The following is a 20,314-nucleotide window of genomic DNA, read 5'->3' as shown; positions in this document are numbered from 1 at the left end:
GGCGCTTCCAGTCGAAGCAGCTCAATTCCGGATAGCGCTTGCGCAGGCAGATCACTTGCGCAGTGCACTGAGGAAAAAGAACCGATTGGCGCAATTGAATTGACCAATTTTGTACAAAATAATAATAAACAAACTAAGTTCATCCGGAGTCGATATGTCCCACACCCCGATCGTACAGTTCGGCACAAGCCGGTTCCTTCAGGCGCATGCCGATCTGTTTGTATCCGAAGCGTTGAAGGAGGGCAGGGCGCTTGGATCGATTTCGGTCGTCCAGACGAGCGGCGATCCGAGCCGGTCGCGGCGGCTTGAAGCGCTCGCGTCTGACGAAGGCTTTGAGGTGCAGATCAAGGGGCTCGAGCACGGGCAGCTTGTCGACACAGCCACACGCGTCAAAAGCATCGTCAGGTCGCTGTCATTGCCTGATGATCTGGACCGCGTGAGGGACATCGTAACCGATCAGGCCCGCATCATTCTTTCAAACACGGCGGATGCAGGGTTCAGACCAAGAGAAGCCGACAAGGTTGCCAGGTATTCGCAGGAGATGTCTTACCCTGCGAAGCTCGCATGGTTTCTGTTCCGCCGCTATGAGGCTCACGGAGAGCCGATACAGGTCATGCCTACCGAACTCGTTGCTCAGAACGGTTCGGTTTTGCGCGATCTCGTCCTGAACATCTCCAGCCTTTATCCTGCGGCGTTCCGCAACTGGCTTGAACGCGATGTCATTTGGGTGAACTCGCTGGTCGACAGGATCGTATCGGAGCCGCTGGAACCGGCCGGCGCCGTTGCCGAACCCTATTCTTTATGGGCCATCGAAGATCAGCCGGGTCTGGTTTTGCCCTGCGAGCATCGTTGCATCCAGGTCGTTGCCAATCTTCAAGACGTTGAGACACTCAAGCTCTTTGTGCTCAATCTTGGCCATACGTATCTCGTCTCACGATGGCTGGGTGCCGGCGGGAATGAGCACCGATATGTGCGGGATATGGTAAGTGATCCGCCAGTCCGTGCGGATCTGGAAGAGCTTTATGCAAACGAGGTCGTTCCCGGGTTTGGTGCGTATGGGCGAGCGCGTGTAGCCAAAGACTATGTCGCGACCACGCTCGACCGGTTCAAGAACCCGTTTCTGGATCACAAGCTGGCAGACATTGCTCAAAACCATCCGGAAAAGGTCAAGCGACGGATCGCAGGTTTTCTCGCCTGGGCGCGGGAAGCAGATCCGAAGTTCGAAGCGCCGCGTCTGGAGATGGCTGCCGCCGCGCCGGCAAGCGTTCATATGCTGCCCTAGACAGCTGGTTCAGTCGGTTTGAGATATGCAAACTGTGCCGGCATACCGTCCCGGGACACATGACCTCAGGCCAGCTTGTGGTTCTTCAGGGATGCCAGAAGCGTTTCCTTTGACCGTCTCAAGTGCCTGAGTGCGGCTTCTTCCGATCCGTTCATGTCGCGCGCCAGCATCGCATCGATCCACTCCAGATGTTCTTCGATGGCGGCCGCGTTGCGCTCCAGTTCGTCGCGCTTGTCCCACATGTAGTGGTAATGAAAAATCAGGGAGATCAGTTTCTGCGCCTCGAGCACGAAGCGGTTTTTCACGACGCTGTTGACCGTTGCGTGGAACTTGCCGTCCAGCGTTGAAAAATCGTGGTAGCGCTTTTTCAGATCCTTCCGAAGCGCGATATGTTCGGCTCTGATCTCTTTCAGCTTTTCCCAGATTTCATGGTCCTGGGGAAGCGAGAGGAGGTGACGTATGGCGTTCATTTCCAGCACGAGCCGGAAGTCTGAAAGCTCGATCGCAAATTCGGCGGTAAATCCGGACAGGATCCATCCGCCTTTCGAGCCCCGCTCAACTAGCCCGAACCGGCTCAAACCGGACAGAAATTCCTGCAGGCTGTGGGCCGGGACACCGAACTGGCGTGACAGTTGTGCGATGTTGAGAGACGTTCCGGCCGGTACGTCGAACCGGAGGATCCACTCCAGGAACCGTTTTTCGAGCTCTTCACCCGTCGGCGTGCTTTCCGATTGTGACAGCCGGTGCCGAGCTTCGGGCTGTTTTATCAGTGTCTTCCGGCGTCCTTCCCACTGGATCAGGTTTTCCGTATCCAATCTTTGAAGGGCGGAGCGTATGATCGTTCGGCTAACCTCCATACGATCAGCCAAAACGGCCTCAGCCGGAAGTTGCCCACCAACTTCCATTTGGGTGCAAATATCCAGCAACTTATTGTAAGCGCTTCGAAATCGGTCGTCAGTCCGGGCCATGGAAGAGAAGTTAGCACATTCGGTTCGAAGAACAATTCTCTTGTTTGGTACAATTTAATAAAAAACAATTGACGCGCCAATCGTCAAATGCCAGTTTGTTTTTAATAATTAAATTCAATGTTCGCCCGGGAGGATTTATGGCGAATCTTGACAGGGGGACGTATCCGGTGCCGTCGGCTTTCAGACTCTCGACCGGTTCGTTTCACAAGCTGTCCGCAGTCCTGACCCTTGTGGCTTTGATAATAGCGTTTTCGTTCGGAAACGATGCCTTTCTCACGGTCAATAACGGGCTGACCGTCCTGCTCCAGACGTCGGTCATCGGGCTGCTTGGCATCGGCATGACAATGGTCATCATCACCGGCGGGATCGACCTCAGCGTCGGCTCCGTGCTTGCGCTTTCCGGTGTTGTGACAGGCCTCTCCATCAAGGCCGGTGTGCCCACAGCGCCAGCGATGGCTCTCGGAATTGTCGCAGGTGCCGCCTGCGGTCTCGTCAACGGCTTTGTCGTCACCAAGATGCGGATAACGCCCTTCGTCGCAACGCTCGGCATGATGCTGATCGCGCGGGGTATTGCGCTGCAATTGACCGGAGCCGCACCGATCTCCCGCCTTGGGGAGGCCTTCGGCACTTTGGGCAACGGGGCGCTGTTCCGGATCGTCGAGAAGACCGGCGGCATTTTCCCGAAGGTCGTTTTTCCGGGAATTCCCTATCCCGCAATTCTGCTTGCCGTCGTGGCAATCGCCGCCGCCTATCTTCTCAATCGGCGGCAGGTTGGACGGCATATTTATGCGACCGGATCAAATGAAGAGGCTGCGCGCCTTTCCGGGGTCCTGGTCGATCGAACCAAGATCTTTGCCTATACGCTCTCCGGCGCCCTGGCGGGGCTCGCCGGGAATGTCCTGATGTCGAGACTGGTGACCGTGCAGCCGAACGAAGGGGTGATGTACGAACTCGATGCGATTGCGGCGGCGGTCATCGGGGGCGCATCGCTCATGGGCGGCGTTGGCAACATATCCGGAACCATGATCGGGGCGTTCATCATTGGCGTCTTGCGCAACGGCCTCAACATGGCGGGCGTGTCCGCATTCATCCAGCAAATCGTGATCGGCGTGATCGTCATTCTGGCGGTCTACATCGATCAGATCCGAAACCGGCGCTAACAAGCCGGACCCCAGATACCAGCGAGACTTCAAACGGAGGAGAATATTATGAAGAAGCTGATTTCAACCATGATGATGGCAAGCGCGCTTGCGCTTACCGCAGCGGCATCACATGCCGGCGAAATCGCGGTCATCGTCAAGACCACCAACTCGAACTTCTGGCAGAACGTCAACAAGGGTGCGACTGCCGCCATTGGCGGTCAGGAAGCGCATACGATGAGCTTCAACGGTCCGGCATCGGAATCTGCCATTGCAGATCAGGTGAACCTGGTTGAGAACGCGGTCAACAGAGGCGTTTCCGGCATCGTGCTTGCGCCTTCCGATCCCGAAGCGCTCATTCCGGCTGTCAAAAAGGCGTTCGAGGCGCAAATTCCGGTTGTCATTATTGACTCCGGCCTCGCCGACAACGGCAAGGAATACTACCAGGCGTTCCTCTCGACGGACAATTGCGCCGCCGGTCAGCTCGTCGCCGACAAAATGCTTTCGGAAGTCGGCACCAAGGGCAAGGTCGCCGTCATGTCATATGTCGCCGGTGTCGGCTCGGAAATCGGGCGCGTGGGATGTTTCGTAGAGCGGATCAACGAGAAGTCCGAGATCGAAATCGTCGGCCCGTTCTACTCGCAGTCGCAGATGGCGACCGCGCTGAACCAGACCACGGACGTTCTGGCGGCGAATGACGATCTGGTCGGCATATTCGGCGCTAACGAGCCGACCGCCATCGGCATGGGCCGCGCGATCGTGCAGGCGGGCAAGGCAGGAAGCATCACGGCACTTGGTTTTGACGGAAACTCCGACCTTCAGGATTTCGTCAAGGACGGAACCCTTGCCGGAACGGCTGTCCAGGGCTCGTTCCAGATGGGCGAGCTTGGCGTACAGACCGTCTTGAAACTGATGAACGGCGAGAGCGTGCCTGAGTTCATCGACACGGGTGTCGTTCTGGCCACCAAGGACAACATCGATAAGCCGGAAGTTCAAAACGTCCTTTACTGATCAGTCCCAACTTGCCGGGGGCCCACTCCTTCCTGGGGTTCCCGGCACCTTTTTTCCAAAGGATGCATTTTGATGAGCCTGCAGAGCGAAATGCTGCCGCTGGTGCAGATGACCGATATTGAGAAACACTTTGGCGGCATCCGCGCGGTTAACGGCGTCTCCCTGGATCTTTACGCTGGTGAAGTTGTTGGCGTTCTGGGACATAACGGTGCCGGAAAATCCTGCCTCATGCGGATCCTTTCTGGCGCGATGCTGGCTAACCAGGGCACGATCAAGGTCAATGGTGACGTGGCCGAGATCCAGAATCCACATAATGCCCGCGACCTTGGCATAGAGACCATTTACCAGACCCTGGCTCTCGCGGACCATCTCAATGCGCCCGCCAATCTCTTTCTCGGGCGGGAGTTGAAGACATGGTACGGCGATCTGGACGATAGGAGGATGATGCGCGAGACGGAGCGGGTCCTGCGCAAGCTCAATCCGAATTTCAAAAACCTCGATGACCCGGTCTCCAAACTCTCCGGCGGGCAGAGACAGGTCATTGCGATTGCCCGCGCAATCTATTTCAATGTGAAAATCCTGATCATGGATGAGCCGACCGCGGCGCTTGGACCTTCAGAAACGGCCATGGTGGGCGATCTGATCAAACAGCTGCGTGCCGAGGGAATTGGCATCTTGCTGGTCAGCCATGATATGCACGATGTCTTCGAACTGTGTGACCGCGTGATTGTGATGAACAAAGGACGGAATGTCGGATCGCACCGGATCGAAGATGTGACCAAGGACGATGTCCTCAGCCTGATCATCAAAGGTGAGTTGCCTGATGACTGGGTGCCGCGCGGACGGGAAATGCTGCAATGACGCTAAGCACGATGCCGACACAGGCTCCAACAACCAAGATGCGAAGTGGAGTCGTTTTAAAACCGGGCGTTTTTCAACTGGAGTCGCGTGATTTACCGACCGAAGCGCCCGAAGGCTGGGCGCTGATCGACATCTGCGCGGTTGGGATTTGCGGCACGGATTACCACATCTTTGCAGGCAAGCACCCTTTCCTGGATTATCCACGCACGATCGGTCACGAGCTCAGCGGCCGCGTTGCCAAAGCGGTGGGCGGATGGCAGCGAGGCGAGCTTGTCGTCATCAACCCTTATGTTTCCTGCGGCCAATGCCGGGCCTGCCGAAAAGGCAAGCCCAATTGCTGTGAGCGGATCGAAGTGCTCGGCGTTCACAGGGAAGGGGGGATGTGTGCCAGGGTCGCCGTCCCTGTCACCAATCTTTATCGCGCGTCAGGTCTGAGCGAATTGCAGGCTGCCATGGTCGAATTCCTCGCGATAGGGGCGCATGCGGTCAGCCGTGCCGGTGACCTGCAAGGCGAGCGGGTCCTTGTGACGGGAGCCGGTCCGATCGGTCTCGGTACGGCTTTGTTTGCGAAGTTGCAGGGCGCTGAAGTCCATCTTCTCGATCTGAGTGAAGCCAGGCTGAAACAAGCCTCTGAAAAATTTGGCTTCGACAAATGCCACAATGACGCCGGCGCTATTCTGACTGGTGCCCTCTCTGACGGCTTTGATGTGATTTTTGACGCGACAGGAAGTGCGCGTGCGATCGAGGCGGGGTTCCCGTTGCTCGCGCACGGCAGCCGGTATGTTCTTGTCAGTGTCGTTAAGGATGAAATCCGCTTCGATGACCCGGAGTTTCACAAGCGCGAATCCCAGATCATCGGCAGCCGGAACGCCACGGCCCGGGATTTTGAAACCGTGATGACGGCGATCCGCCAGGGATTGATCGACACGGATGCGCTCTGCTCGCTGACCATCCCTTTCGACACCATCGCGGAGAGCTTTGAAGAGCTTGCCAACAACCGTGACACGCTGATCAAGGCAGTCGTTACGGTCTAGGCGCGGCACGCCCGCCGTCGCCGGTCAACCGTTTTGCGTGATTGGGAGTCGGTCGGGAAGGTGGCGCAAGCAGGCGTATAGCAGGTCAGATAAACTGCGGACTTTTCAGACCGGGGCCTCTCGCTGTATAGAGAGCACCAACCGATATTGCATGACCCTGGCTGCTTGAAGCAGGGCGTATCCGCCAATCAAAAGAAAACCAATGAACGAATTTCTGGTCGCTGCCCTTTACCTGTTTACGCCGCTCAAAGACTACGAGGAGATGCGCGACCCGCTCAAGCGCTTCTGCGTCGAACACGATGTGCGTGGCAGTCTTTTGCTTGCGTCGGAAGGTATCAACGGGACGATCTGCGGTCCGGAAGAGGGCGTGCGGGCGGTTCTGGCACATTTGCGCGGCGATCCGCGCTTCAAAGATCTCAAGCACAAGGAGGCATGGACGCATCGACATGTCTTCAAACGCATGAAAGTACGATTGAAACAGGAGATCGTGCGCCTTGCCGTGGACGGGATCGATCCGAACGAAATCGTTGGAGAATATGTCAAGCCGGAAGACTGGAACGCCCTCATCTCCGATCCTGACGTTGTCGTAATCGACACGCGCAACGATTACGAGTTTGCGTTCGGAACCTTCGATCGGGCCCTTAACCCTAAAACACAGTCCTTCCGCGAGTTTCCCGACTGGGTTCACGGCCAAGACGATCTGAAGCAAAAGCCAAAGGTTGCAATGTTCTGCACCGGCGGTATCCGCTGTGAAAAGGCAACGGCATGGATGCTCAAGAACGGCTTTGAGGACGTTTATCACCTGGAAGGCGGCATTCTGAATTACCTGGAGAAGGTGCCGGAGGCAGACAGTCTCTGGAAAGGGGAATGTTTCGTGTTCGACGACCGCGTGTCAGTCGATCATCAGCTGCAGCCGCGCTGGGGTGAATGGGTGCCGGAGGAAGCGCGCCACATCATCAACGAGGACACCGATTACGAAAAAGGCCCGATGAATCAACCGGACCTCGCGGACGCCCGACGCAGCACATCTTAACGAAAATTAACTTTTTCGCTTTAATGCCTTGGTAAATTTCCCTAAAGTCAGGTTGCAGGTCGTTTTCCTGCACCAGACTGGGGGATGAGTTTATGCGTCGCAGTTCCTGGAGCGCAGTGTTCGCGCTGGTAATCAGTCCTTTTCTTGCAACTCCTGTGCTCGCCGGTGGCAAGGCACTGGCGTGCTACCAGCAGGCAACGGTGCCGGCGGTCTATAAGACCGTGCACGAGCGCGTGTTGGTCAAGGCGGCCAGCAACAGGGTCGTCAAAACGCCCGCCGTTTACGGGTATCAGAACCGCCGGGTTCTGGTGCAGGCGGAGACGGTCTCCTACCGCACGACACCAGCCGTTTATCAGACGCGTCATCGCAAGGTTATGGTCCGGCAGGCCAGCGTCGGCTGGGAGTATCGGATGATCAAGGGCCGCAAGACGCTTTGCAAGGTCAAGCATCCGGCGGTTTATCAGACGGTCAGCGAACGTGTGCAGGTGCAGCCTGCTTCAAAGGTCGCCGTGCGCCATCCCGCTGTCTACAGCACGGTCAAGGAAAAGGTGATGCTGCAACCGGCCTCAAGCCATGTTGTGTCAACGCCGGCCGTCTACAAGACGGTCAGCCGACAGGTCATGGTTCAGTCGGCGAAAACCGTCTGGCAGCCGGTGAGGGTAAAGGGCTGTAAATACTGAATTTTTCGCTGATGTGGTGTGAATTTACCGGGTCCTGAACCGCTCTGCCTTCAGGCCTTTCCTGCCGTGACCATCAATCAGGAAAAGTCCGCCCGATAGCGTGTCGGGTTCGATAGCAGTCGAGTCGGAGGGCTGTTTGATCGTCGTCACGATCAACTGATCAAGATCCGGGCCGCAAAAGCACGGCATTGTCGGTTTCGGGACCGGCATCCGGATTGCCTCCAGAAGATTGCCGTCATGGGCAAAGCAATTGAGCACGCCGGCAGAAACGCCTGCGCTCCAGTAGTTGCCATCCGCATCCACCGCAGCGCCGTCCGGGCGGCCGGTTTCATTGGTCTGTTGGGCGAACAGCATCTTTGAGCCGAGAGCGCCCGTTGCCTTGTCGAAGGCGTAGCACTCGATCCAGCCGGGGGTGGAATCGGCGTGATACATATAGGCTCCGTCCGGGCTCCAGGCGAGACCGTTGGAGCACTGCAGTTCATCCCGGATTTCCTCGACCTGGCCTTTGCCGTCGATCCGGAAAAGTCCGGCAATCGGCTCGCGCGGGGAGGCGGTGTCCATGGTGCCGATCCAGAAAGCGCCGTCTGGGCCGATCTTGCCGTCATTGAGACGGGTTCCCGGGCGGTCTGCCTGGACTTCGGCAAGCACTTCGCTTGTCTCGGTTTTAGGATCAAACAGAAGGATCTTGTCCCAAACGCCGACGATCAATCGGTCGTCGTCGGTCAGGCCGAATGAACCGACCTCGTTATCGAAATACCAGGTGGTTATTTCATGGCTGTCCCAGTCCATGGACTGAATGGTGCGGCCTTGAATATCGACCCAAAGCAGGCGGTTGTTCCTGTCATCCCAGGTCGGGCATTCGCCAAGTTGATAAGTCGTGTCGAGAAAACGGGTTATCGTGTGGGACACCGAGGCAGGTTCCTTGAAGCGCCAAGCTGTTGAACGGAAGCGGACTATATAACCGACGGCATGCTGCGTCGAGACCGCAAAGCACAGACTGTTACCGCCAGCAAAACGAGACCCCGAGGGCCTGGTAGGCTCATGCTTCCTCGTGAAGTGGCAACGCAGTTCGCTTCACGATCGGGCGGATGGCGAAAGACGATTTCATCCGAAGCACACCGGGGAGCTGCGAGAGGTGATCCCGGTGGATGCGTTCAAAGTCGATCGGATCTGCCGCCGTCAGCCTGAGGATATAGTCGGCGTCGCCGGCCATAAGAAAGCACTCCATGATTTCCTCTGACCGCGAGACCGCGCGTTCGAAGCTCTCCAGCGTTTCCTTGGACTGACCCGTCAACGAAATCTCGACAAAAACATCCATGCGTCGGCCGAGTTTGCGCTGGTCAAGCAGAGCGACGTAATTCTCAATCACGCCTGCTTCTTCAAGCGCGCGCACACGGCGCAGGCAGGCGGAGGCCGACAGTCCGACGACATCTGCGAGATCGGCATTGGCGATGCGGCCATCCTTTTGCAGAACGTCGAGTATCTTGCGGTCGAGGCGATCGAGTTTCATTTTGTTGCGCCGCACATATTGCAGGTAAACTGAACAATGTTTGCATAATATTCGAAGAAATTCCAGTTTGTTGCAATAAAATTGTTTCAAATCACCTTTCGTTCATATGGAACGCAAGCACATTCGAGGCCATCGGGCGTACACTAGAGTCAATCGATAACACGCCCAGAGGAGTAGCTGTTATGCGCATTGGTGTGTCCAAGGAAATCAAGAACCACGAGTACCGGGTTGGTTTGACGCCCGACAGTGTCTACGAAATGATCGCGCACGGTCATGACGTGGTGGTTGAAACGAATGCCGGCATTGGCATTGGCGCAAGCGACGCCGACTACGAGGCTGCCGGTGCGAAGATCCTGGAAACAGCGAAAGAAGTTTTCGATGCGGCTCAGATGATCGTCAAGGTGAAAGAACCGCAGGCTGTTGAGCGTGCGATGCTGCGTCCGGACCACATTCTCTTCACGTATCTGCACCTGGCGCCGGACGCGGACCAGACCGCTGATCTGGTGAAATCGGGCGCGACATGCATCGCTTATGAAACCGTGGTCGATGCCAAAGGCGGCCTGCCGCTGCTCGTACCCATGTCGCAGGTGGCCGGTCGTCTTTCGGTCATTGCAGGCGCCAAGGCCCTGGAAAAGGCTCATGGCGGCTCCGGCACACTGGTCGGCGGCGTCCCGGGCGTTGAGCCGGCCAAAGTCGTCGTGATCGGCGGGGGTGTCGTTGGCTCCCACGCCATCACAATGGCCATCGGTCTTGGTGCCGACGTCACGGTTCTGGACCGCAACACCGCGGTTCTCGGCCAGCTTTCGCAAACTTTCGGACCTGCTCTCAAGACCGTCTACTCGACCAAATCTGCGCTTGAAAAGCATGTTCTTGAAGCCGACATGGTTGTCGGCGCTGTGCTTGTTGCCGGTGCTGCCGCGCCGAAACTGGTCTCAAAGGATCTCGTTTCCCGCATGAAGCCGGGATCGGTTCTGGTGGATGTTGCGATTGACCAGGGCGGCTGCTTTGAAACTTCCAAGGCGACCACCCATTCTGATCCGACTTATATCGTTGACGAAGTGGTGCACTATTGCGTTGCCAACATGCCGGGCGCGGTGCCGAAAACCTCGACCTACGCGCTCAACAACGCCACGCTTCCGTTTGCCCTGGCGCTCGCCGACAAAGGCGCGAAGCAGGCGCTTCTGGATGATCCGAACTTCCTGCCGGGCCTGAACGTCATTGGCGGACAGGTAACCTGCGAAGCGGTCGCTGAAGCCCTTGGCTATGACTATGTCGATCCCGCAGCCGCTCTTGAGCAGAGTGACGCGAGCCAGGCTGCCTGATTGAGGCACATTTGCGTTTCTGAAAGCAAAAGGCCGGTCATTTCGACCGGCCTTTTCACGTTTGATGGCCCGACATTGTCAGCCCGTTCTTGCCTTTGGCAAGTTCTGACTACGGGCATCTAACCTTGTAAGGCGTGCCGTTCTGGTCTTGGGCAATGCAGTTGCGCGGGGTGGTTACGACGCCGACCAAGCCGCCGCCGATGGCTCCGAGCGCGGCGCCGGCAAGTGTCGCATTCACAGTCGAGCCCGCGACGGCTCCGATTGTCGCGCCAGTCGCAGCACCGAGCCCGGCTCCGATCAACATTCTGTCGCGCTGGCTTTCGGTATTGACGCAGCCTGCCAAAAGGACAGAGACGGCTGTAACGGCAAGAAACGGTTTCATCCACGCTCCCCAGCGAAGGAAAAGTCCTTCTCAGCGTGGAGATGTATGGTTAACAGAACCTTACCGGAGAAAGTTATCCAAGCCTGATCGCGGAGCATTTCCGCCCACGTCAGTTAGTTCGGTGTTGTGGCAGCGCCGATTGCAGCGCCGCCGGCTGCCCCAAGGGCCGCTCCGGCGATCACCGGTGCAGCGCCTGCACCGACCGCAGCTCCGACAATAACACCTGTTGCGGCCCCAAGACTGCCGCCGATAATAGCGCGGTCTGTCTGTCTGCTTGACGTGCAGCCGGCAAGTAACGTGGCTACTGCAGCCACCACCAGGATTTTCTTCATTTCGGATACGACCTCAAAATGAGCTAGTTTCGGCAACGCCATCAGCGCCGCCTGTCGGACCGCCCGGCTTCAGCTGTATGCATGGCGTCGAAGGCTTTGAAATCAATCCATAATTTCACCCTTCGTTCTTGCGCACGGCCAAAACGTTCAAATCCAATTCAACTCATTATTGAATCCGTAACCTAAACGGCTCGTTAAGATCCGGAGCCGCGAGGTGCTATTTTGATCAGGGGCAAGCCACCCGGTAGGGATTGCCGTAGCGATCATACGCGACGCAGTTTCTCGGCGTTGTCGCCGCTCCGACGATCGCACCGCCGGCTGCACCGATTGCAGCGCCGGCAAGCGCGGGTCCCGCACCATTTCCGGCTGCTGCTCCGATGATCGCGCCTGTTGCTGCACCAAGGCCGCCGCCGACGAGTGCACGATCCGTCTGGCTGTCTGATTGACAACCGGCCAGAAGGGCCGCAACCGCGGCGACAAGCAGTATTTTCTTCATCGATTTGTTCCTGTGGGTCAGGCGAAGACCCATCTCATCCTTAGAGGATCGTGGCGTGCCTTACGGGCACGCTACGCGATACGGGTTGCCGTAGCGGTCATAGGCAACGCAGTTTTTCGGTGTTGTCGCCGCGCCGACAATTGCGCCGCCTGCAGCACCGATTGCGCCACCGACGAGGGCGCCGCCGACATCACCCGTTGCCGCAGCACCGATTGCCGCACCGGTTGCGGCACCAAGGCCACCACCGACCAGAGCACGGTCGGTCTGGCTGTCAGACTGGCAACCTGCCAACGCAACACCGATTGCAGCGAGCAAAACAAACTTCTTCATTAAAGGTAACTCCCTTCAGGGCCGCCCGGCGCGGCGCGTTCAATAGTTTAAAGTCTTGGCAAGGTTAAGCTGCTTTGCACGTCGGGGCAATCTATCAATTCCCTCAGCGCACAGAAGGCAACCGGCGATCCGGCCAAAGTCTTTTTGTGATGCGAAACAGATAGCGCACGTAGGGCAAAAGTATGGCGGCGGCGAATGCCTGTCGTCGCTTCCGTTAAAATTCTGTTCACCTTGTGTAACTCAGTCTTTCAGCACCTTCAGCAAGCCTTTCGTCGACGCATCTTTCTCGTCGGCAGCCACGTCGCCCTTGATCATGGGCAGAAGAGCGGTTGCCAGTTCCTTGCCAAGCTCAACGCCCCACTGGTCGAACGAATTGATCCCCCAGATGACGCCCTCAACAAAGACACGGTGCTCATAAAGGGCGATCAGCCGTCCGAGAGCAAAAGGTGTCAGCTTGTCGTAGACGAGTGTCAGGGAAGGGCGGTCTCCCGGAAACACCTTGTGCGGGGCGAGCTTTTCGATGTCTTCGGCCGATAGGCCCGATGCGCTCAGGATCGCGTTAGCCTCATCAAGCGTGCGGCCAAGCATCAAGGCTTCGGATTGCGCGAGGCAGTTTGCCATCAGAAGGTCGTGATGCTGCTGGAGGTCTTCTTCGTGTCCGTTCTTGGCGATCAGAAACTCGCAGGGGATGACCGTCGTGCCCTGATGCAGGAGCTGATAGAAGGCATGCTGGCCGTTGGTGCCGGGCTCTCCCCAGACAAGGGGACCTGTGGCCTGTTGGACCGGACTGCCGTCCAGTCTGACACCCTTGCCATTCGATTCCATGTCGAGCTGTTGCAGGTAAGCAGGGAGCCGGGCAAGGCGCTGATCGTAAGGCAGCACCGCGCGCGCAGAGTGTCCCAGCACATCCCTGTTCCAAACCCCGATGAGCGCCATGAGAACCGGCAGGTTCTGATCCAGAGGAGCTTCTTTGAAGTGGACATCGAGCGCGTGTGCGCCCTCCAGAAAGTCGCCGAAAGCGTCCGGCCCTATTGCGATCATCAGGGGCAGGCCGATGGCCGACCAGATGGAGTAACGGCCACCGACCCAGTCCCAGAAACCGAACACCCTGCTTTCATCGATCCCGAACGCCGAAACTTTTTCGAGCGCTGTCGAAACGGCGGCAAAGTGCTGCCCAACGGCATCTTCGCCGAGGGCTCCGGCGATCCATTGGCGTGCCGTCGCAGCGTTTGTCATCGTCTCGATGGTCGTGAAAGTCTTCGACGCGACGATGATCAAGGTCGTTGCAGGGTCGAGTGTGGCAAGCGTGTCGGCAACATGAGCACCGTCAACGTTGGATACGTAGTGCAGCTCGGGGCCGTCGTGATAGGGCGACAGCGCCAGGGTCGCCATAACCGGGCCCAGATCTGAGCCGCCGATACCGATATTGACCACGTCGGTGAACGGTGCGCCTGTTGACGATGTCAGTTCGCCCGCGCGCACTGCTTCGGAAAAATCAGCCATCGCGTCCAGCACCGCACGAACATCCGGCATGACATCCTGGCCATCGACAAAAACGGGCTTGTCCGAGCGGTTTCTAAGGGCGGTATGGAGCACCGCGCGGTTTTCGGTCGTGTTAATCTTTTCGCCGGAGAACATTGCGTCCCTCCGGCCGGCGACGTCGGCAGCCTCGGCCAGCTTTATCAGAAGCTGCAGGGTGTCGGTGTCAAGTTTCGTCTTTGAATAATCCAGGAGCAGGTCGTCGGTACGCGCTGAGAGGTTTTCGAACCGCTGAGGGTCGCTTGAAAACAGGTCCCGGAGCGTGGTCTTGTTCAGCCTTGCAGCTTGTTGGCCGAGTGCACCAAACGCGTCTTCGAGCGCCATGAGACATCCCCTTAAATCGATTTAAACGGTTGAATTTCCATTGTTCAGCGAGTGTGCGCATCCCATAGCACAGCATTTTGACAGAGTGGAGATTTTTCTCGGGATCCTTCCGGTTTGCACTGGCGCGCGGTCCCTGTTCACGGCTTGAGACCTGATTTGGGTGTAACCGCAAAGCCAAGTCCAAAATTGACGAGAAATTAGGAGTTCTCGCCTATCTTTCATGGGTTGTGTCCCAGTGCCACGAACAATGCATCAGGAACCGATCCAGGCTGTAATCGCATGTGCTCTGCCAAAACTCCGCATGATCTGGCCCACCTTCAGGGAAATCCCGACGTTCGCGAAGAGGTGCAGGTCGTCGATTTCGATACGCTTGCAATCATCGACGCCGTGGTGACGAATGTGAACGAGTGGGGCTGCTGCGTTACTTCCGAACACGTAGAGGAACTCTACAAAAACATCGGTATTCGGCTTTCCGGCTCGAGGAAGCTATCAAAGGCACATGTCACGTCGGTCAAGGGAAACGATGCGGCAGTTGTTTTTTCCAGTAGCGAAAGTTCCGTGTCGGACAAACGCCGTGAAAAGCGAAACGACGTCAAGATTCCCGTCACGATCGCGGACCTGGAGGGTATTACCGAGATAACCGGTGTCATCGTCGATGCGGCCAAGAACGGGTGCCGGGTCAAGGCGGAGGGCCTCACAGCGATGCCCGAAGAAGTTCTTCTGACAATGAACAAATTCGAAAAGCCGGTGGTCGCGGAGTTTGCCTGGCGCAACGACAGGTCGGCCGGTCTCAGGCTCCTCTGGAACCGCACGCTTGAAGAAACCGGCAGCTGCGAGGGCGCCGATGCCAGCGAAGACGCGGTTCCAGAGACGGAAGACGCCTAAGCGCAAGGCGATCGACCGTTTCCGGCTGCCTCCTGGTCTGTTTTTAGTCGTTCAGTCCGGCGGCGGCGCGCGCGCGTTCTTCGATACCTGCCCAGTCTTCCGCTGCGATCGCCTTTGCGTCCGCAATCCAGGACCCGCCGACACATAGAACATTCGGCAAAGCCAGATAGTCAGGCGCCTTGTCGAGGCTGACGCCGCCAGTCGGACAGAACTTCGCGGCTGCAAGCGGCGAGGAGAGTGACTTAAGGTAGGACGCGCCCCCGGCCTGTTCCGCCGGGAAGAACTTCAATCGTTCATAGCCGCGTTCCAGTAGATACATGACCTCGGACGCCGTGGCAGCGCCGGGAAGGAGCGGGACGCTGTGTTCATCAGCCGCATCCAGCAGGGTCTCCGTTGCGCCGGGAGACACAATGAAACGTGCTCCGGCGGACACGGCTGCATCATATTGCTCGCCGTTCAAGACCGTACCGGCTCCGACCATCGCCCCTTCGACGTGCTCGTTGACGGCATCAATGGCTTCGAGCGCGTGTTTGGTGCGAAGCGTGATTTCGATGGCCGGTAAGCCGCCGCGAACGAGCGCTTCGGCCATTGGCACGGCTTTGCGCGGGTCTTCGACAACGAGTACCGGGATCACCGGCGCAGCGCACATGACGGCTTCGATTTTCTTTATATCCTGTGCCATTGAGGTCTCCCGTTTGTCAGTCTCAAGCGCTGAACACGTGCGCGCCATCGTCGGCAGCACCGACATTTGCGCGGAAGGCGGCGAACAAATCCCTGCCGACGCCGAACTGGTGCGCGCTCAGGTCACTTTCCGCCAGGGGGCGGGCATTGAATTCGGCTTCATTGACAAGAACTTGCAATTCACCGGTCTCCGCATTGATCCGGATCATGTCGCCGTCCTTGATCCGGGCAATCGGACCCCCGCTTGCCGCTTCCGGCGTAACATGGATTGCTGCCGGGACTTTGCCGGACGCACCAGACATGCGGCCATCGGTGATCAGTGCAACCTTGTAGCCCTTGTCCTGCAAGATCCCGAGGCATGGCGTCAGTTTGTGCAGTTCCGGCATGCCAATCGCCTTCGGGCCCTGGAAGCGAACGACAGCGGCGACGTCGCCTTTCAGTTCCTTGTTGTTGAAGGCGTCCAGAAAGTCGTCCTGGGAATGAAAGACGCGGGCAGGGGCCTCTATGATGTGGCGCTCCTTTGCAACGGCCGAAACCTTGATGACCGCCTTGCCCATATTTCCGGTCAGCATTTTCAGGCCGCCTGTCGGTTGGAAGGCTTTGGCAAGCGGTGCGAGCACCGTTTCATCGCCTGATACCTGTGGCGCGTCCTGGCGCACCACGTTGCCGTCTTCGTCAAGCCCGGCTTCGACCGTATAGCCCGACAGATCGGTGCCGTAGACGGTTTTGACATCCTGGTGGAGATAGCCGTCTGAAAGAAGTTCCCGGATCAGGAACGCGAGCCCGCCGGCCGCCTGGAAGTGGTTCACATCCGCCTTGCCGTTCGGATAAACACGGGCCAGCAGCGGCACGACATCGGAAAGGTCGGATATGTCGTCCCAAGTCAGCTTGATGCCGGCGGTCGCTGCAATCGCAACCAGATGCATCGTGTGGTTGGTCGATCCGCCGGTTGCGTGCAATCCGACGACACCGTTGACGATCGCTTTTTCGTCAATGATTTCGCCCGCAGGCGTGAACTCGTTTCCAAGCGCCGAAATCGCGAGCGCACGCCTGGTTGCTTCCCTGGTCAGCGCGTCACGGAGCGGTGTGCCCGGGTTGATGAAGGAGGCGCCAGGCATATGAAGCCCCATGATTTCCATCAGCATCTGGTTGGAGTTTGCCGTGCCGTAGAACGTGCAGGTGCCGGGCGAATGATAGGCCTTCGATTCGCTTTCCAGGAGGGCGTCCCGCCCGACCTTTCCTTCAGCATAGAGCTGACGCACCTTGGCCTTGTCGTCGTTCGAGATGCCGGTTGTCATCGGTCCTGCGGGTATGAAGACCGCGGGCAGGTGACCGAAGGAGAGGGCGGCGATCGCAAGCCCGGGCACGATCTTGTCGCAAATGCCGAGAAAGACCGCAGCGTCGAACATCTGATGGGACAACCCGACGGCGGCGGCCATCGCGATCACGTCGCGCGAAAACAAAGACAGTTCCATGCCGTCCTGGCCCTGGGTAACGCCGTCGCACATGGCCGGCACCCCACCCGCCACCTGGGCAACCGCACCGACCTCGTGGGCGGCCTCCCGGATAAGAGAAGGATAGGTCTCGTAGGGCTGGTGCGCCGACAGCATGTCATTGTAGGCCGTGATAATGCCAAGATTTGGAACGACGTCGCCTGAAAGAGCCTGCTTGTCGGAAACGCCGCATGCGGCGAAACCGTGCGCCAGGTTGCCGCAAGAGAGCCGGGATCGTTGCGGTCCCTTGTCGGCCGCCTGTCCGATCCGGTCCAGATAGATGGACCGGCTGTCATGGCTGCGTTTGACAATCCGTTCCGTAACTTCACCAATTCGGTCCTGGAGAGCCATTTTTGAAGTCCTTTCCTCGCCACTTGTGGCTGGGTCATGTTCATCAGGGCAAATAGGGCGGTTTCGCCGCTTTTGCTCATTTTAATCGATTTAAATGACGGAAGGCAGACAAGTTCTGCCCCTGTCCTGCCCTCCTAGACCGAGTCCTCTTCGGACCACGTGCGTCCGTCGCGTTCGACGAGTGCGATGGACGCCGAGGGCCCCCAAGTGCCTGCGGTATATCCCTTAGGCGTTTCCTTGGAGGAACTCCAGGCCGCCAAGATGGGGTCGACCCAGGCCCAGGCGGCATCCACTTCGTCGCGCCGCATGAAAAGGGTCTGATTGCCGCGGATCACATCCATGATCAAGCGCTCATAAGCATCCGGATTACGCACCTTGAACGCCTCGGCAAAACTCATGTCGAGCGGGACCTGCCTCAGTCTCATGCCGCCAGGGCCCGGGTCCTTGATCATGATCTGCATCTTGACGCCTTCATCCGGTTGCAGACGGATAATGAGGCGGTTTGCAGTGACTTTCCCGGTTTCCGTGTCGAAGATCGAATGCGGTATCGGGCGGAATTGAACGACAATCTCCGAAACGCGCTGTGCAAGCCGTTTGCCGGTCCGCAGGTAGAACGGCACGCCGGCCCAACGCCAGTTGGCAATTTCCGCCTTGAGAGCAACGAAGGTTTCCGTGCGGCTGTCGTCGTCGCCCAGTTCCTCAAGATAGCCAGGCACAGCGCCGCCGGCGGAGGCCCCAGCCCGGTATTGTCCACGTACGGTCAGTTTGTCTGCGCTTTGGGCATCAATCGGCGAGAGAGCCTTCAGGACTTTCAGTTTCTCATCCCGGACGCTGTCGGCATTCATCGATTCGGGCGGCTCCATGGCGACCAGGCAAAGGAGCTGAAGAATATGGTTCTGAACCATGTCCCGCAGCGCTCCGGCCGTGTCGTAATAACCGGCGCGACCACCGACGCCCAGGGATTCGGCCACGGTAATCTGAACGTGGTCGATATGGGCCGCATTCCAGAGCGGTTCGAACAGCGCATTGGCAAACCTCAGCGCCATCAGGTTTTGAACGGTTTCCTTGCCGAGGTAGTGATCGATACGGAATATCTGGTGTTCGTTGAAAACGGCACCAACGGTGTCGTTGAGAGCCTTGGCCGACGCACCGTCCTTGCCGATCGGTTTCTCGATCACGACCCGCGCGTGGCTGTTGACGACGCCGACACGGCCGAGGTTCTCGCAGATCGTCCCGAACAGGTCCGGGCCAACGGCAAGGTAAAACGCCCTGATCACGTCTTCGCGTTCATCAAGGATCGTTTTCAGGTCCTCGAACCCGACCGCAGCCGCCACGTCGATTTTCACGTAATGCAATCGCTTTAGGAACTGGTCGAGGTGTTCCTTGTCAAGGTCGTGGACATGTTCCTCAAGTGCCTTTTTAGCCCACGCCCGATAGTCGTCATCCGTATAGTCCCGGCGCGCACTGCAGATGATCCGTGCCTTTTCCGGCATCTGGCCATCCGCGTCGCGATGATAGAGGGCGGGCAGAAGTTTGCGGTGAGCCAGGTCGCCCGAAGCACCGAAGACAACGAGGTCGAACTCTTGAACTTCAATGACGCGTACCGCCATGAGACTATCCTTCCAAAAGACTGTCTGCTCCCGGACTTTGCGCTTCCAGGAGGTTTCAGGGGGCTTTTAAATCGATTTAATTCGCTTGTCAGCCCCTCAAATGAGCTCTGACCATTCTTTTTGCAGCTCCGCCAACCTAGGAAGGTCCGCTCCGCGGCGCGAGCAGGTGATGCCGGCTGCTTTTACCGCGAATGTAAGAAGGCGATTGACGCTGCTCTCGTCAAGTGCCGACAGTGATTTCCTGTCCTTTGCACCGAGTTTGTTCAGGCCGGACAGCAATGCCGCTTGAAACGTGTCTCCGGCACCGACAGTGTCCTCAACATTGACCTTTATCCCGGGGCAATGTGTTTCAAAGCCGCTCGTATAAGCTGACGCGCCGTCGCCGCCACGCGTGACGATAACAAGCCCGGGGCCGTTTGACAGCCAGCGCCGGGCGACATCGGCAACCGGTTCTTCAGGCGAGATCAAACCAAGATCCTCGTCGCTGACCTTGATAATGTCGGACAGGGAGGAAAGGGTGTCGGTGTTTTTGCGCCATAGCGCCATGTCGGGTTCGACCGTCGGGCGGATATTGGGATCAAATGAGATGAGCGTATGCGCTCGCGTGCGTTCGATGAATGTCTTCAAGCTTCCCGCGACCGGTTCCAAAAGAGCGGTGTAAGAGCCGACATGCAGGAATGCGGGCGTTTCGGTGAGCGTTGGAAGATCACTTTCAGTGACCATGCGGTCGGCCGCGTTTGCACCGTAGAATGTGTAGGCTGGGTGCCCGTGCGCGTCTTTTTGAACCAGGCTGAGCGTCGTCAGATAATCGGTCCGCAGAATGTAGCGATCCGAAACGCCTTCCTTGCGGAATTTGTCGACCAGCTTTTCACCCAGGGCGTCTTTCGATATGCCGCCGAAGAAGGCGGCATTTTCACCCAATCTCGCAAGGCCCATCGCCACGTTGAACGGCGAGCCGCCGATCCGGGCGTCAAACGACACTGTGTCTGCACCCGGTTCACCGAAAAGGTCGAACAGGGCTTCACCGCAAATCAAGAACATGGAGAGTCCA

21 protein-coding genes are annotated in these 20,314 nt (G+C 57.9%); 9 read left to right on the top strand and 12 right to left on the bottom strand.

The annotated features are described in order from the left end of the window. Positions 1–154: 154 nt before the first annotated feature. Entirely contained in the window at positions 155–1,282 is a 1,128-nt protein-coding gene (locus tag ABVF61_RS03960; protein ID WP_353992229.1) for a mannitol dehydrogenase family protein, read from the top strand. A 65-nt stretch (positions 1,283–1,347) separates the two neighbouring features. Here the strand turns inward: ABVF61_RS03960 and ABVF61_RS03955 are convergent, their stop codons facing one another. After that, positions 1,348–2,187 carry a GntR family transcriptional regulator gene (locus ABVF61_RS03955; RefSeq protein ID WP_353992228.1) on the bottom strand — a complete coding sequence of 280 codons (840 nt, stop codon included), beginning with the start codon at positions 2,185–2,187 and terminating at the stop codon, positions 1,348–1,350. Positions 2,188–2,387: 200 nt separating this feature from the next. On the opposite strand from ABVF61_RS03955, the gene ABVF61_RS03950 reads away from it, so the two are divergent. The 6 genes from ABVF61_RS03950 to ABVF61_RS03925 all read left to right on the top strand — a co-directional run bounded on the left by ABVF61_RS03950 (position 2,388) and on the right by ABVF61_RS03925 (position 8,008). Further along, positions 2,388–3,410: an ABC transporter permease gene (locus ABVF61_RS03950; protein WP_353992227.1), complete on the top strand. Its 1,023-nt coding sequence runs from the start codon at positions 2,388–2,390 to the stop codon at positions 3,408–3,410. Positions 3,411–3,458: 48 nt separating this feature from the next. Further along, positions 3,459–4,400 (top strand): ABC transporter substrate-binding protein, encoded by a 942-nt coding sequence (locus ABVF61_RS03945; protein ID WP_353992226.1) that lies wholly within the window; start codon positions 3,459–3,461, stop codon positions 4,398–4,400. A 72-nt stretch (positions 4,401–4,472) separates the two neighbouring features. After that, positions 4,473–5,261: an ATP-binding cassette domain-containing protein gene (locus ABVF61_RS03940; protein WP_353992225.1), complete on the top strand. Its 789-nt coding sequence runs from the start codon at positions 4,473–4,475 to the stop codon at positions 5,259–5,261. Between the two features lie 38 nt (positions 5,262–5,299). After that, complete coding sequence (locus ABVF61_RS03935; RefSeq protein WP_353993661.1) at positions 5,300–6,295, top strand: zinc-binding alcohol dehydrogenase family protein; 996 nt, start codon at positions 5,300–5,302, stop codon at positions 6,293–6,295. Positions 6,296–6,497: 202 nt separating this feature from the next. Beyond that, positions 6,498–7,328, top strand: a complete 831-nt coding sequence (gene trhO / locus ABVF61_RS03930) for an oxygen-dependent tRNA uridine(34) hydroxylase TrhO (protein ID WP_353992224.1) — start codon at positions 6,498–6,500, stop codon at positions 7,326–7,328. Between the two features lie 92 nt (positions 7,329–7,420). Then, complete coding sequence (locus ABVF61_RS03925; RefSeq protein ID WP_353992223.1) at positions 7,421–8,008, top strand: hypothetical protein; 588 nt, start codon at positions 7,421–7,423, stop codon at positions 8,006–8,008. A 24-nt stretch (positions 8,009–8,032) separates the two neighbouring features. Here the strand turns inward: ABVF61_RS03925 and ABVF61_RS03920 are convergent, their stop codons facing one another. Beyond that, the gene (locus tag ABVF61_RS03920; RefSeq protein ID WP_353992222.1) at positions 8,033–8,917 is read right to left on the bottom strand and encodes an SMP-30/gluconolactonase/LRE family protein; all 885 of its coding nucleotides are present in this window, start codon (positions 8,915–8,917) and stop codon (positions 8,033–8,035) included. Positions 8,918–9,047: 130 nt separating this feature from the next. Further along, positions 9,048–9,518, bottom strand: coding sequence for an Lrp/AsnC family transcriptional regulator (locus tag ABVF61_RS03915; RefSeq protein WP_353992221.1), 471 nt, complete (start codon positions 9,516–9,518; stop codon positions 9,048–9,050). A 182-nt stretch (positions 9,519–9,700) separates the two neighbouring features. Between ABVF61_RS03915 and ald the strand changes: the two genes are divergently transcribed. Beyond that, on the top strand, positions 9,701–10,840 hold the full coding sequence (gene ald, locus ABVF61_RS03910) for an alanine dehydrogenase (RefSeq protein WP_353992220.1): 1,140 nt from the start codon (positions 9,701–9,703) through the stop codon (positions 10,838–10,840). Between the two features lie 109 nt (positions 10,841–10,949). On the opposite strand, the gene ABVF61_RS03905 is transcribed toward ald, so the two are convergent. The 5 genes from ABVF61_RS03905 to pgi all read right to left on the bottom strand — a co-directional run bounded on the left by ABVF61_RS03905 (position 10,950) and on the right by pgi (position 14,243). Further along, positions 10,950–11,222 carry a YMGG-like glycine zipper-containing protein gene (locus ABVF61_RS03905; RefSeq protein WP_353992219.1) on the bottom strand — a complete coding sequence of 91 codons (273 nt, stop codon included), beginning with the start codon at positions 11,220–11,222 and terminating at the stop codon, positions 10,950–10,952. Positions 11,223–11,335: 113 nt separating this feature from the next. Next, positions 11,336–11,596 (bottom strand): YMGG-like glycine zipper-containing protein, encoded by a 261-nt coding sequence (locus tag ABVF61_RS03900; RefSeq protein WP_353992218.1) that lies wholly within the window; start codon positions 11,594–11,596, stop codon positions 11,336–11,338. A 184-nt stretch (positions 11,597–11,780) separates the two neighbouring features. After that, on the bottom strand, positions 11,781–12,050 hold the full coding sequence (locus ABVF61_RS03895) for a YMGG-like glycine zipper-containing protein (RefSeq protein ID WP_353992217.1): 270 nt from the start codon (positions 12,048–12,050) through the stop codon (positions 11,781–11,783). 60 nt (positions 12,051–12,110) lie between these two features. Continuing rightward, the gene (locus tag ABVF61_RS03890) at positions 12,111–12,380 is read right to left on the bottom strand and encodes a YMGG-like glycine zipper-containing protein (protein ID WP_299474122.1); all 270 of its coding nucleotides are present in this window, start codon (positions 12,378–12,380) and stop codon (positions 12,111–12,113) included. A 240-nt stretch (positions 12,381–12,620) separates the two neighbouring features. Then, the gene (gene pgi, locus ABVF61_RS03885; RefSeq protein ID WP_353992216.1) at positions 12,621–14,243 is read right to left on the bottom strand and encodes a glucose-6-phosphate isomerase; all 1,623 of its coding nucleotides are present in this window, start codon (positions 14,241–14,243) and stop codon (positions 12,621–12,623) included. A gap of 279 nt (positions 14,244–14,522) precedes the next feature. Between pgi and ABVF61_RS03880 the strand changes: the two genes are divergently transcribed. Continuing rightward, complete coding sequence (locus ABVF61_RS03880) at positions 14,523–15,128, top strand: PilZ domain-containing protein (RefSeq protein WP_353992215.1); 606 nt, start codon at positions 14,523–14,525, stop codon at positions 15,126–15,128. 43 nt (positions 15,129–15,171) lie between these two features. Here ABVF61_RS03880 and eda read toward each other — a convergent pair whose 3' ends face one another. The 4 genes from eda to ABVF61_RS03860 form a co-directional block, all read right to left on the bottom strand. After that, positions 15,172–15,810: a bifunctional 4-hydroxy-2-oxoglutarate aldolase/2-dehydro-3-deoxy-phosphogluconate aldolase gene (gene eda / locus ABVF61_RS03875; RefSeq protein ID WP_353992214.1), complete on the bottom strand. Its 639-nt coding sequence runs from the start codon at positions 15,808–15,810 to the stop codon at positions 15,172–15,174. A gap of 22 nt (positions 15,811–15,832) precedes the next feature. Continuing rightward, positions 15,833–17,653: a phosphogluconate dehydratase gene (gene edd / locus ABVF61_RS03870; RefSeq protein ID WP_353992213.1), complete on the bottom strand. Its 1,821-nt coding sequence runs from the start codon at positions 17,651–17,653 to the stop codon at positions 15,833–15,835. Positions 17,654–17,787: 134 nt separating this feature from the next. Continuing rightward, positions 17,788–19,263: a glucose-6-phosphate dehydrogenase gene (zwf, locus tag ABVF61_RS03865; protein WP_353992212.1), complete on the bottom strand. Its 1,476-nt coding sequence runs from the start codon at positions 19,261–19,263 to the stop codon at positions 17,788–17,790. Positions 19,264–19,359: 96 nt separating this feature from the next. Beyond that, complete coding sequence (locus ABVF61_RS03860; RefSeq protein WP_353992211.1) at positions 19,360–20,304, bottom strand: carbohydrate kinase family protein; 945 nt, start codon at positions 20,302–20,304, stop codon at positions 19,360–19,362. Between the last annotated feature and the right edge of the window lie 10 nt (positions 20,305–20,314).

It is taken from the genome of Roseibium sp. HPY-6 (genome assembly GCF_040530035.1).
Lineage (GTDB): Bacteria > Pseudomonadota > Alphaproteobacteria > Rhizobiales > Stappiaceae > Roseibium.
This window is presented reverse-complemented; position numbering and strand designations above follow the sequence as displayed.